At 68.6% G+C, this 12,591-nt stretch carries 12 protein-coding genes; 5 read left to right on the forward strand and 7 right to left on the reverse strand.

Annotated features, from left to right (window positions below; translation table 11 throughout):
* Positions 1 to 145: 145 nt before the first annotated feature.
* On the reverse strand, positions 146 to 1,054 hold the full coding sequence (locus Q0326_RS17610; protein ID WP_298693036.1) for a LysR family transcriptional regulator: 909 nt from the start codon (positions 1,052 to 1,054) through the stop codon (positions 146 to 148).
* Positions 1,055 to 1,167: 113 nt separating this feature from the next.
* On the opposite strand from Q0326_RS17610, the gene Q0326_RS17615 reads away from it, so the two are divergent.
* Complete coding sequence (locus Q0326_RS17615) at positions 1,168 to 2,565, forward strand: short-chain fatty acyl-CoA regulator family protein (protein ID WP_298693059.1); 1,398 nt, start codon at positions 1,168 to 1,170, stop codon at positions 2,563 to 2,565.
* 4 nt (positions 2,566 to 2,569) lie between these two features.
* Here the strand turns inward: Q0326_RS17615 and Q0326_RS17620 are convergent, their stop codons facing one another.
* The 3 genes from Q0326_RS17620 to Q0326_RS17630 all read right to left on the reverse strand — a co-directional run bounded on the left by Q0326_RS17620 (position 2,570) and on the right by Q0326_RS17630 (position 4,438).
* On the reverse strand, positions 2,570 to 3,109 hold the full coding sequence (locus Q0326_RS17620; protein WP_298693038.1) for a peroxiredoxin: 540 nt from the start codon (positions 3,107 to 3,109) through the stop codon (positions 2,570 to 2,572).
* Positions 3,110 to 3,170: 61 nt separating this feature from the next.
* Entirely contained in the window at positions 3,171 to 3,893 is a 723-nt protein-coding gene (locus Q0326_RS17625; protein WP_298693040.1) for an anti-sigma factor, read from the reverse strand.
* The gene (locus tag Q0326_RS17630; RefSeq protein WP_298693042.1) at positions 3,890 to 4,438 is read right to left on the reverse strand and encodes a sigma-70 family RNA polymerase sigma factor; all 549 of its coding nucleotides are present in this window, start codon (positions 4,436 to 4,438) and stop codon (positions 3,890 to 3,892) included. Before Q0326_RS17630 ends, Q0326_RS17625 begins: the two co-directional genes overlap by 4 nt.
* A gap of 160 nt (positions 4,439 to 4,598) precedes the next feature.
* Here Q0326_RS17630 and Q0326_RS17635 point away from each other — a divergent pair, with 160 nt between their 5' ends.
* On the forward strand, positions 4,599 to 4,925 hold the full coding sequence (locus tag Q0326_RS17635) for a polyhydroxyalkanoic acid system family protein (RefSeq protein ID WP_298693045.1): 327 nt from the start codon (positions 4,599 to 4,601) through the stop codon (positions 4,923 to 4,925).
* 1 nt (position 4,926) lies between these two features.
* On the opposite strand, the gene Q0326_RS17640 is transcribed toward Q0326_RS17635, so the two are convergent.
* Positions 4,927 to 5,193 carry a hypothetical protein gene (locus Q0326_RS17640; RefSeq protein ID WP_298693047.1) on the reverse strand — a complete coding sequence of 89 codons (267 nt, stop codon included), beginning with the start codon at positions 5,191 to 5,193 and terminating at the stop codon, positions 4,927 to 4,929.
* A 176-nt stretch (positions 5,194 to 5,369) separates the two neighbouring features.
* On the opposite strand from Q0326_RS17640, the gene Q0326_RS17645 reads away from it, so the two are divergent.
* Both Q0326_RS17645 and Q0326_RS17650 read left to right on the forward strand, forming a co-directional pair.
* Positions 5,370 to 6,299, forward strand: a complete 930-nt coding sequence (locus tag Q0326_RS17645; protein WP_298693049.1) for an alpha-L-glutamate ligase — start codon at positions 5,370 to 5,372, stop codon at positions 6,297 to 6,299.
* A complete protein-coding gene (locus tag Q0326_RS17650; RefSeq protein WP_298693051.1) occupies positions 6,296 to 7,336 on the forward strand; it encodes an LLM class flavin-dependent oxidoreductase in 1,041 nt (346 codons plus the stop codon). The genes Q0326_RS17645 and Q0326_RS17650 overlap by 4 nt, the downstream gene beginning before the upstream one ends.
* Before the next feature lie 273 nt (positions 7,337 to 7,609).
* On the opposite strand, the gene Q0326_RS17655 is transcribed toward Q0326_RS17650, so the two are convergent.
* Positions 7,610 to 8,788, reverse strand: coding sequence for a GGDEF domain-containing protein (locus Q0326_RS17655; protein WP_298693053.1), 1,179 nt, complete (start codon positions 8,786 to 8,788; stop codon positions 7,610 to 7,612).
* A 125-nt stretch (positions 8,789 to 8,913) separates the two neighbouring features.
* Here Q0326_RS17655 and Q0326_RS17660 point away from each other — a divergent pair, with 125 nt between their 5' ends.
* On the forward strand, positions 8,914 to 10,008 hold the full coding sequence (locus Q0326_RS17660; protein ID WP_298693055.1) for a branched-chain amino acid aminotransferase: 1,095 nt from the start codon (positions 8,914 to 8,916) through the stop codon (positions 10,006 to 10,008).
* 282 nt (positions 10,009 to 10,290) lie between these two features.
* Here the strand turns inward: Q0326_RS17660 and Q0326_RS17665 are convergent, their stop codons facing one another.
* Positions 10,291 to 12,507, reverse strand: coding sequence for a TonB-dependent receptor (locus tag Q0326_RS17665; protein ID WP_298693057.1), 2,217 nt, complete (start codon positions 12,505 to 12,507; stop codon positions 10,291 to 10,293).
* Between the last annotated feature and the right edge of the window lie 84 nt (positions 12,508 to 12,591).

Raw genomic sequence — 12,591 nt, forward strand, 5'->3', positions numbered from 1 at the left:
GATGGAAGAGTAGGGCGCCGCCAGGCTTTGTCGCCAACGTGCAGGATACCAACGCTCATAAAACCCGTTCATGACTCATACAAAAAGCCCCCATGCGACCAGCATGGGGGCTTTTTGCTGTCTGGCATGACCCACAGAGGTGGGGTCAGTCGGCGGGACGGATGCCGCTGGCTTCGCCGAAGCGCGCGAGCAGCCAGGCGGCAGCCGGGCCAGGGGGCGTGTCGGTGCGATAGATTCCGTCGAACGGATAGGTCACACCGCCGAGATCGGGCATGTCGAGCCGGACCAGCGCTCCGGATTGCAGATCCGGCTCGATCAGCGGCACCGGCATATGGCCCCAGCCGATGCCTTCGCGGAGCAGCTGATGCTTGGCGCCGAGATCGGCGAGCCGCCACGTCCGCTCGCTCACCACCGAGAAATCGCGATCGGCGGTCAACGGCGATCGATCGGTCAGCACCAGCTGGATATGGTCGCGTGCCGCCCCCGGTCGCAGCCGGCCGCGGGCGAGCGGATGGCTCGGCGCCGCGACGGGCACGAGTGGCACAGAGCCCAGCGCGACATGCTCGATCCGGTCGACATCGGCGACCTGCGGCCCCGAGATGCCGATCGCCGCGCGCCCGTCCAGCACCAGCGCCGCGACCGCGCCCAAGGCCTCGACATGCAGCCGCAGCGTCACCGTCGGAAAGCGCTGGTTGAACGCGGTCAGCGTGGCGCCGAGCCAGGCGCTCGGCCACATCACGTCGACCGCGACGCTGACTTCGGGCTCCAGCCCCTCGAGCAGACCCTTCACCTTGGCACGCAGCCCGTCCATGCCGTGCGCGATCGCGCGCGTCTCCGCGAGTACCGATCGCCCCGCCGCGGTCAGAACCGGTTTGCGCGTGCCTTCGCGGTCGAACAATAATAGCCCGAGCTGCGCCTCGAGATTGGCGACGCCGTAGCTGATCACCGAAGTCGCGCGATTGAGCTGGCGACCCGCCGCGGCGAAACTGCCGGTCTCGACGACGGCGAGAAACACCCGCAGCTGATCATAGGTCGGCGTACCGGGGTTGGTCATCTGCGCTCCTTCGACGGTCGATACGGCGTGTAGCGCATTTCGAACGGCCTGCGCGATCGCAGCGCAGTCACATCACGACTTGCGACGCGTGTCACGCCGTGACAGACCAGGCCATGGTCAACGTCAGCGATCGCAAACTCTATCTCGGCCCGCGCCTGCGGGTGCTACGGCGCGAGCTCGGACTCAACCAGACCCGCATGGCGGAGGAACTGGGCGTGTCGCCGAGCTATCTCAATCATCTCGAACGCAACCAGCGCCCGCTGACCGCGCAGATGCTGCTCCGCCTGGCCAGCACCTATGACATCGACATGCGCGATTTCGTCGCGGGTGCCAATGAGGCCGCGGCGAGCGACCTCCACGAGATCTTCGCCGACGGGCTGGTGCGCGACATCGGCATTCCGCGCCACGAGGTGATGGAGGTTGCCGAGAATTACCCCAGCGTCGCCGAAGCGGTGACGCGGCTCTACCGCGCGCTGACCGACATGCGGCGCATGCCCGATCGGATCGAGCAACTCGGCACGGCCTCGACGACGGCCTCGCCACTCGACTGGCTGCGCGACCATCTCGACCAGAAGCACAACCATCTCGCCGAGATCGACAGCGAGGCGGAGGCCTTGTCGCTCGAACTCGGCGCCGGGCCCGAGGCGCTCCGCGAGGGGATGCTCGCGCGGCTTGGCGAGCGCTACGGGATCGCGGTGCGCGTGATGCCCGAGGATGCGCTGGCGGGGACGCTGCGCCATTATGACTTCCATCGGCGCCGGTTGATGCTGTCCGAGCGGCTACCCGCCGAAAGCCGCCTGTTCGGCATCGCCTATCAACTCGCACTGCATGCGATGAGCAAGCCGATCGGCGCGACGATCGATCGTGCAGCGCCGCCCGACGCGGAGGCGGCCGCGCTGGGCAAGCTCGCCTTCACCAATTACGCTGCGGCGGCCATCCTGATGCCCTATACGCGCTTCGCCGAGGCGGCGGTGGCGACACGGCACGATCCCGATCGCCTCGCCGCGCGCTTCGGCACGTCCTATGAGCAGGTCGCCCATAGACTGACGACATTGTCACGTCAGGGCGCACGCGGCATCCCCTTCTTCCTGCTCAAGCTCGACGAGGCCGGCAATGTCGCGAAGCGCTATGCAGGCGATGCGATGCCGATCGCGCGCTTCGGCGGCCATTGCCCGCGCTGGCGGATCCAGCGCGCGTTTCGCCTTCCCGGCGAAACCGTGACGGCGTTGGTCGAGGCGCCCGACGAAGCCTGTTACGTTACGCTCGCACGCGCGCTTCCGCGGGTCGGGACGGCGGGGCTGGCGACGATCGTGCTCGGGTGCGAGGCCAAGCACCGCGAGGCGATCGGCTATGCCGATGGACTCGGCGCGACGCCGATCCCGATCGGCCCCGCCTGCCATCTCTGTGAACGGCCCGCCTGTCCCGATCGGGCGCTGCCGCCGGTGACGCGGACGCTCGACATCAACCAATATCAGCGGCCGATCGCGCCTTATCCCTTCCGCGCGACCTGACGGGTCACGCCGGGTGCGCGGCGCGCCAGGCTTTGACCGCCGCCATCGTCTTGGCGACATGGCCGCTTGGATCGAACGCGCTGTATTCGAACAGGATCTTGCCGGTGGGGGCGATCACGAACGAGGTGCGGTTCGAGCGGGACAGGATCGGCAGCTTGACCTTATAGGCCGAGATCAGCGCGGCGCCGGCCGACGCGACCGCGAATTTGTTGCGGCATTCGGTCGCCGAGAAGCGGTTGAGCGTCTCGATCGAATCCACCGATACGCCGATCACGGTCGCGCCGAGCTTCGCGAAGGCGTCGGTCGCCTCGGCGAAATCATGCGCCTCGACGGTGCAGCCGCTGGTGAAGGCGGCAGGGTAGAAATAGAGCACGACGGGGCCACGGCGAAGCGCATCGGCAAGGTGGAAGACGAAGGGGCGGCCGGCGAGGCTGGCTTGGGTCGTGAAATCGGGGGCGTCCACGCCGACCGGGATCGCTGCGAACGCGGGGGCGGCCATCGCCAGCGTCATGGACAGCGCGATGGCCTGAGCGGTTTTAGTCATGGGCGATCCCTCGATGATGGTGCGCAAGATACGCGGACGGAAGCGAAAGGATGCCGCGCGCCTAGACCGCCGCGACCTTTCCGCTGAGGATGACCGGGCCCGTTGGCTTACCCGTCGGCGACCCGCCGAGGGGCTCGACCGAGATGGCGAGCGTCGCGCCGGGCGTGATCGCAGGTGCGGCGCCGGCCCGCGCGGGCATCCATCCCAGCGACCCTGCCGCGATGACCCCGAGAGACCGTGGCGACTGGCCGGCGGGGATCACCCATAATTCGGCGGAGTGGCCCGCGATGTCGATACCGGTCGGCGCCGACAGTAGGCGACCGCTGGTCCGATCATAGCTGACCGTCACGATGCCCTTGCCGGGCGTTCCGGTCAGCACCGCGACGAGCGGAGCAGCGGCCTGCGCGTGCGCGATGACCGGCGCGGGCGGTGGCGGCAGCGGACCGCGGACCGACACGATCGCCAGGACGATCGCCGCCGCCGCTGCGACCGCGGTGCTCGCCTGCCACCAGCGCACCGATGCAGCGGAGGCTACCACCCGGCTCATATCGTTTGCGGGAAGCCGCGCCTCTATGGCGGACCAGATCGACGGCCGCGGGTTTTCCTCCGCACCCAGCGCGAGCGTAGCGGCGCGATCCTGCCAGCGACGATAGGCGTCGGCCAACGTCCTGTCGTTGGCGAGGCGTGCCTCCACGGCCTGGCGTTCGTTCGCGTCGAGCAGCCCGAACGCGAGTTCGGCCGCGAGCAGATCGTCTTCGTCGCGCGTCGGGGTGGGGTCGCTCATCCGAGGCAGTCCCGCAGCTTCGTCAGCGCGCGGCGGATGCGGCTCTTGATCGTGCCCAGCGGGGTCGCCGCACGCGCCGCCAATTCGGCATAGGTCGAGCCCTCGAAGAACGCGGTGCGGATCAGCGTCGCGTCGCGCTGGTCGAGCGTGCCGATGCACTGCGCGAGCTTCGCTTCCTCCTGTCCGGCCTCCAGCACCGCGAAGGCCAGCGGACGCTGGTCGGCAACGATCTCGGCAAGGTCCATCGTCGTCGTCGCGATCTTGCCGCCGGCGCGCAGCCGGTCGAGCGCGCGGTTGCGCGTCAGCGTGATCAGCCAGGTCATCGCAGAACCGCGTGTCGCATCGAAGGAGCCGGCGCGACGCCAGATCGATAGATAGGCTTCCTGCAAGGCCTCTTCTGCTTCCTGTCTCACGGGCAAGATACGGAGGCACACCCCGAATAGTTTCGCCGACGTTCTGCGATACACATCTTCGAATGCCGCACGATCACCCGACGCGACGCGATTCAGGGCATCGCTGAGGATGTCGGCAGCGCTGGTCGTCATGCGCACATCGCGGAAAGGGAGGCCAGAATGGTTTTCCAAAGGTTTCGAACCGGATGAGTGCCCAGCCTAAAGCGTCGTGCTACCGAAGCAAGCATTGCTAACCGGGATCAACCGTCGCGATGTCGGAACCCCTAACTTTGTTGAAGGTTGCCTTGCCACCATGTCAGCCCCCACCGTCATCGAAATTCCGCATCAGCTCGGTCGCGACGAGGTCCGTCGCCGGATGTCGTCGCGCGTCGGCGATCTTGCCAAGCGCATCCCGGGCGGGATGGCGGAGGTCACCTCGTCCTGGGCGAGCGAGGATCGCATGCTGCTCGACGTCGTCGCGATGGGCCAGAAGGTATCGGCCACCGTCGATGTCGAGGAACGGCTGGTGCGGGTCAGCGTCGCGCTGCCGCTGATGCTGTCGTTCATGAGCGGCCCGATCACGGCGATGGTGCGCAAGAGCGGCGAAGACCTGCTGCTCGCCGACGACGCGCGCAAATAGCCTAGAGGTCCTCGCGGTCGATCCGGGCGGCGGCGCGCGCATAGTCCTGCGCGGCGCGGCGCAAGGCCGAGTCCTTGAACACCGTCGCCGGATCGGGCGCGTCGCCGAGCGCATGCAGCAGCGTCCACAGCGCGAAGCGGCGGCCCGGCTCGGTTTCGGTGCCGAAGGCGATGCGGACGCGCTCGGCGCCGGCCTCGATCGCGGCGGGGGCGAGGTCGTCGAGTTCGGTCGTGCCGAAGAAATGCTGGAGCAGCGCGTCGAAATCCATGGTCGCGCGATGCCGTGTGTCGGCGCGCGCCGCAAGCCGGATCTTGTCAGCGCCCGGCCCGCGCGACCGCCAGGCGCTAGATCCTTCGACGTTGCCGCATGGTGCCATGGGGTTGGCGAATGGCGGCCGGGCCGCCTATGTCGGTGCGACCTGCTTGTCGAAGGGCCTGTTCTCGCGTGACCGATCTCGCCATTCTTTACGAACATCCGCAATGGTTCGCAGCGACCTTCGCCGCGCTCGATCGACGCGGGATCGCCTATCGCGCGATCCATGCCGACGGCCATGGCTTCGATCCGGGTGCCAGCAGCCTCCCGGCCCCGATCGTGTTCAACCGCATCGCGATGTCGAGCTTTCTCCGCCAGCCCGATCATCCGATCTTCTACGCGCAGGCGCTGATGGCGCATTGGCAGGCGGCGGGCGCGCGCGTGCTCAACGGGGCCGACGTGCTCGCGATCGACGCGTCGAAGGCGCGGCAATTGTCGCTGATCGCAGGACTGGGCTACGCGATCCCCGAAACGCGTATCGTCCACCGCGCCGCCGACATCGCGAAGGTCGCCAAGGACCTGCGCTTTCCGCTCGTGGTGAAGGCCAATATCGGCGGATCGGGCGCGGGGATCATCCGCTACGACAGCCTCGCGCAGCTGACCGAAATGGCCGCCGAGAACATGGTGCCCGACAGCATCGACAAGGTCTGGCTGGTCCAAGAATATGTGCCCGCCCGCGGCAGCAAGATCACGCGCATCGAGACGCTGGCGGGCCGCTATCTCTACGCGATCGACGTCGACGGCGGCGGCGGCTTCGATCTCTGCCCCGCCGACGCCTGCCTCGCCGAGCCGGGCAAGGGCGCGGTCAGCATCGTCCGCGCCGATCCTGCGCCGGCGCTGATCGATGCCGCGGAGCGGATCGCGCAGGCCGCGGGTCTCGACGTCGGCGGCATCGAGGTGATGATCGACGATCGCGACGGGACCCCGCGCTTCTACGACATCAATGCGCTGTCCAACTTCGTCGCGAGCCCGCTCGACGTGCTGGGCTGGGATCCGCATGAGAAACTCGTGGATTGGCTCGAGCAGGTGATGGCGGCGACGAAGGAGCGCGTGGCGGCATGAGGTACGGCTATTGGATGCCGGTGTTCGGCGGCTGGCTTCGCAACGTTGCCGACGAGCGGATGGAGGCGAGCTGGGACTATGTCCGCGAGCTCGCCATCCGCGCCGAGCAGATCGGCTATGACCTGACCCTGATCGCCGAGCTCAACCTCAACGACATCAAGGGGATCGACGCGCCGGCGCTCGACGCCTGGTCGACCGCGGCTGCGATCGCGGCGGTGACCAAGACCCAGGAACTGATGGTCGCGGTCCGCCCCAATTTCCACCAGCCCGCTTTGTTCGCCAAGGCTGCCGCCAATATCGATCGCATCTCGGGCGGGCGGCTGTCGCTCAACGTCGTCTCGTCCTGGTGGGCGGACGAGGCGAAGCAATATGGCCTCCAGTTCGACCAGCATGACGATCGCTATGCGCGCACCGCCGAGTGGCTCGAGGTGGTCAAGGGCCTGTGGCGCGAGGAGCGGCTCGACTTCTCCGGCCAATTCTACCGCACCGAGGGCGCGATCTGTTCGCCCAAGCCCGCCAAGCCGCCGATCCTCTACGCCGGTGGCGAGAGCGAGACCGCCAAGACGATGATCGCGAACCGCTGCGACGCCTATGTCATGCACGGCGACCCGGTCGAAGCGATCGCCCCCAAGATCGCCGACATGCGCGCGAGGCGCGATGCGGTCGGCGGCACGGCGATGACCTTCGGCATGGCCGCCTATGCGATCGTCCGCGACAGCGAGGCCGAGGCCAGGCGCGAGCTGGCGCGCATCCTCGAGGTCAGGGACCTGCCGTCGGGCTATGCCAATTTCGACCAGTGGCTGTCGGGCACGCAGCTCGAGCGCGAGCTCAAGCTGCAGGAATATTCGGTCTCCAACCGCGGGCTGCGCCCCAATCTGGTCGGGACGCCCGAGCAGATCCGCCAGCGCATCGCCGACTATGAAGGCGCGGGGCTCGACCTGTTGCTGCTCCAGATGAGCCCGCAGAAGGAAGAGATGGAGCGGTTCGCCGCGCAGGTGATCGGTCATGCCGCGGCGCGGATCCCGGTCGCGGCCTGATCCGTCATGCGCGCACCAGATGTTTTACAGCGGGTACCTCAATAGTTTCGAAGTGAAACGGCGCCTGGACACGCGACGATTGCGCTATTTACTTCGCCGTTTCGCGTGATACGCTTTGATACCACCGCCGTCAGAGCGGTGGATCGGAGACGAGCCGTGGAACATCTCGACCTGTCGATCTGCGACGTGGAAGCGCGCCTGCTGTTCTTGATGAGCGGTGCGTCGTTGCTGATATCGGGCACTATTCTCGCGCTGCTGAGCATTTAGCCGGGTTCAGCCGGTCGCGCGGATCGCGCTCCCGATCGCGTGACGCCCGCCGCCGGCTTCCTTGGCCAGATAGAGCGCGACGTCGGCGTCCGCCAGAATCTGGTCGGCGCCGCGATCCGCGACCGGGCCGAAGGCGATGCCGACGCTCGCGCCGGCGAGAACGGGACGGTCCGAACAGTCCTCGAACGGCTGCTCGAGCTGCTCGACGATGCGGCGCGCGAGGAAGGTCGCGTTGGTCCGGTCGATGCCGGTGGCGAGCACGACGAACTCGTCGCCGCCGAGACGGCAGACGAAATGCGGGCGCACCGCCGCCTGCAGCCGCTGTGCGACCGCGACCAGCACGCGGTCGCCCGCGCTATGGCCGTGGCGGTCGTTGATTGCCTTGAACGCGTCGAGGTCGATGAACAGCGTCGCGATCTCCGAATCGGGCAGCGACAGCGCGCGGATGCGGGCGAGCGCGGCGATCAGACCGGCGCGGTTGGGCAGGCCGGTCAGCGTATCGGTGGTGGCAAGCACGCCGTTGCGGCGTTCGGCGCGGAGCAATGCGATCAGCGTCGTGCGATTCTGCACGCTCAACGCCGCGACGCTGACCACGATCATCGCGACCTGGATTGCGCCGGCGCGCAACCCGCCCTGCGCGGCGGTCGCCACCGCACAGCAGAATGGGGTCACGAACAGGACGACCGCGGTGAGCGCGAGCCGGGGGAGTGCCGCCCAGCGCGTCGCCAGCCCGGCGACGAGTCCCATCATCGACGCGGTGGCGACGATCGCGAGAGGCTTCTGTTCGGTCAACACTGCCGCCGAGCAGCCCAGGCTGAACATCAGCAGCAGGCAGAAGGCGAGGCAGACGATCAGTCGGGCGACCGGATCGGGCAGCGCGCCGCCGCGCCGCTCGTGCCGGATCGTCGGAACCAGGCGCACCAGCAGCACGACCAGATCGATCCCGAACCAGACCGCCGCCCAGCGCGCATGGGTCACGACCATCGCGGTCGCGCTCATCAGCAGGATGCCGAGGCTGGACAGGATCAGCGGAACGGGGCGCAGCATGACCGTCGCCATGATCTCGGAACGGAAGCTCGCCGCCTCCTCGCGGGGCAGCGCGGTGAACCAGTCGAACAGCGGGCACAACAGGGCGTCGACGCGTGCGAAGCGCGGTTGCTGCCTGATCCTACGTGTCTTCTGCATCCACGATCCCCGATCCCCCGAGCGAGCGATAGCGCGCTCTGGTTACCAAACTCCTCGCGACCAAGGGCTGGCCTGCTCTGCGTGTCGCCGATAAGGGAAGCGCGACGGATTTCAGGAGTGGCGTGATGGGCGCGGACGGCCAGATACTATTTACGATCGAGCCGAGCGCGGCGGCGCTCGCGGCGGCCGAGCGCGCGGTGCTGCTCGAGGATCCCGGCTTCGGCCGCGTCTTCACCGACCATATGGTCACGGTGCGCTGGCGCGAGGGCGAGGGCTGGCACGACGCCAAGGTGGGGGCGCGCAAACCCTTCCAGATCGATCCGGCCTGCGCGGTGCTGCATTATGCGCAGGAAATCTTCGAGGGGATGAAGGCCTATCGCCGCGAGGACGGTGGCATCGCGCTGTTCCGCCCCGAGCAGAACGCCCGCCGCTTCAACGAGTCCGCGCGGCGGATGGCGATGCCCGAGGTGCCCGAGGAGCTGTTCCTCGCGGCGATCGAGGCGGCGATCACGATCGACGAGGCGTGGATCCCGGGCGGCGAGGGCAGCCTCTACATCCGCCCCTTCATGTTCGCGAGCGAGACCTTCCTCGGCGTGCGGCCGTCGGCGGAATTCATCTTCTGCGTGATCTGCTGCCCGGTCGGCGCCTATTTCAAGGGCGGCAAGAAGGCGGTCAGCGTCTGGGTGTCGGACGAGTATACGCGAGCCGCGCCGGGCGGCACGGGCGCGGCCAAGTGCGGCGGAAACTACGCCGCCAGCCTGATCGCGCAGGCCGAGGCGATCCGCCATGGCTGCGACCAGGTCGTGTTCCTCGATACCGCCGAGAAGCGCTGGGTCGACGAGCTCGGCGGCATGAACATCTTCTTCCTGTTCGACGACGGCTCGCTGCAGACGCCGCCGCTGACCGGCACGATCCTCCCCGGCATCACCCGCGCCTCGGTGATCGCCTTGGCGAAGGCCCGCGGCATGACGGTGCGCGAACAGCCCTATGCGATCGATCAGTGGCGCGCCGATGCCGCATCGGGGCGGCTGCGCGAGGTGTTCGCCTGCGGCACCGCCGCGGTGGTGACGCCGATCGGGACGGTCAAGAGCGCCGACGGCGACTTCACGATCGGCAATGGCGATGGCGGCGAAGTCACCGACAGTCTGCGCGACGAACTGGTCGGCATCCAGCGCGGCCGGGTCGAAGGGCCCGCGGGCTGGGTGCGCCGGGTCGGCTGAGCGCCGCAAAATCCATCCCCTAAAGGGGGAGGGGGACCGCCGGCGCAGCCGGTGGTGGAGGGGTAGACCACGTCCCTGGCCAGCGCGGCACGCGTGAGGCGCTGGACACCCCTCCACCACTCGCTGCGCGAGCGGTCCCCCTCCCCGAGCACGCTCGGGGAGGATGGTAGCGGGCTCTTGCCGTTCCCCGGCGCAGGCCGGGACCCAGGCCCCACGGCGCTTCTCAGGCGCGGCGTCCGCCATGCGCGTCGGGCCTGGGCCCCGGCTTTCGCCGGGGAACGGCTATAGTGTCACCGCCCCCTGCAGGAACAGCGTGCGCTGCGGGAAGGGGTGGTAGAGGAAGTATGTGTCGTTGCCGACATTGTCGACGCCCGCCGCCAGCGTCAGCCGTTCGCTGACGCGCAGCGCGGCACGCAGGTCGACGACGTGATATGTGTAGAAGCCCTGGAAGGTGTTGCCGACCGGATCGCTGTTGTCGATCGTGCCATATTGCCGGCTGGCATAGCGCCCCGCGGCGGTCAGCGAGACCCGGTCGGTCGCGCGCCAGGTCGCGACCAGCGTCGCCTTCCAGCGCGGCACCTGCGGCAGTAGCTTGCCCTGCGCGGCGGGGAGCACCGTATCGCGGCGGGTCTCGGCGTCGGCATAGGTGACGCTGCCCGACACATCGACGCGCGGCAACAGGTCGGTCCGCTGGACCGCGAGCTCGACGCCGCGGGCGCGCGTGCGGTCGACATTCTGGACGAAGGTGCCGAGCTGCGCCGTCCCCGCCAGCGGCCCGGTCTGCGACACCAGCGCGTCGCGGATCGCCTCGTTGAACAGCGAGACGCGGATCGAGCCGTGCGCGTCATGACGCTCGGCGGAAAGCTCCTCGGACAGTGCGCGCTCGGGTTTGAGATCGGGATTGGGGACGGCGGGGACGGGCGTCGTCACGATCTGGTAAAGCTCGCCGACCGTCGGGAAGCGCCACGCCTCGCCGAACGCGGCGCGCAGCGTCCAGTCGTGGCCGGGAGTCCAGGCCAGCGAGGCCTTGGGCGAGAATTTGTCCGCCGACAGCCGCGGCTGGGTCACCGCCAGCAGTGGCGACGCCGAGACATTGCGCCCGTCATAGGCTGTCCACCATTCATAGCGGCCGCCGACCGTGAGCGTCACCGCAGGCACCAGTTTCCAGGCATCCTGCGCCCAGAGCGCGGCGGTGCGCGTGCGTCCCTTGGACTGCAAATTGAGCGCGCCCGCGCTGCCGCCGATCCAGTCGCTCGTCGCATAGCGGTTGCTGTCGAGCGTGAACCAGTCGCCATGCGCGCCGACGCTGAGCGTATGCGTCGCCGCCGCGTCGGAGCGCCACGACCCCTTGGCGTCGAGCGTCTTCCAGCCGGTGCCGTCGAGCCGCGTGATCGTCCCCGCGCCGCCGCTGTTCGCGGCGGGCAGCGTGCCGGTCGGCATCCGCATCACGTCGTGCGCGAAGTCGTAGAGCGTGCCGATCAGCTGCCAGTCGAAGCGGTCGCCCGACCCGGTGGCGGACAGCGCGTGCGACCAGTGGCGCTCGGCATAATGATAGACGCCGGTCGAGAAGGCGCTGGTGTAGGCGGGCAGGCCGGTCGCCGCGGTGTCGCGATAGGTCTCGGCGCTGGCGTCGGTGTCGTTGAGGAACAGCCCGCCGACATAGGCGACACGGACCCCCGCGGCGACGTCGAGCGCGGCCTTGAGCTTGAGCTGGTCCTGATCCTGATGCTCGATCCCGCTCGCGCCGAGATAGCTGATCGGACTGCCGGTGCGGGTGACGCCGGCATAGCCGCCGGTGGTGCCCGCCGGCTGTCCGTTCGCGGTGACGTAGAGCAGAGGCTGGCCGTGGCTCGCGACATGGTCGACGCTGGCGAACAGCGCCAAGGGCCCGAAGCGGTCGCCGACGGTGCCGCCGATCTGGCGGGTCGGCAGCGTCTCGTGCGTGCCGAACTGGTCGAAGATCTGCACCGAGCTGCCCGCGGTCATCGTCGCTTCGAAGGCGTCGGGCAGCCGCGTCGTGATGGTGACGACGGCGCCGATCGAATTCCCCGGATAGGCGGCCGAGAAGGGGCCGTAGAGCACGTCGACCCGCGCGATCTCCTGCGGGCTGACCAGGCTCCAGCGTGGGCTCGCGGTCGAATTATTGTTGCCGATCAGCGCCGAGAGCAGCGCACCGTCGGCATAGACGAGGCTGCGCGCGCTCGAGCCGACCCCCGAGGTCCGCGTCGCCAGTGGCGCCTGCGTGTCGCCGATATGGCGTTTGCGGACGAGCAGGCTGGGCAGATATTTGAGCGTGTCCTCGACGGTGACCGCGTTGATCGTGGTCGCGATCGTCGCGGCGTCGATCGTGGCGCGGGTCGAGGGCGCGTTCTCGATCGTCTGCGGCTTCTGCGCGGTGACGAGGATGGCGGGCGGTGGAGCGTCGGTGGCACGGGCAGGCGCCGCGGCGAGCGCCAGCGGCAAGGGCGCGCAGAGCAGCGCGCACGACAGGGCTTTCATGGGATGTCCGTTTCGACTGGAACGACGGCGGCCGCGCGCGGAGGCGCGGCGGGCGGAGGTCAGCCGAGCGACGGGGGTCCGGTG

The organism is uncultured Sphingomonas sp., from assembly GCF_937859915.1.
Lineage (GTDB): Bacteria > Pseudomonadota > Alphaproteobacteria > Sphingomonadales > Sphingomonadaceae > Solisphingomonas.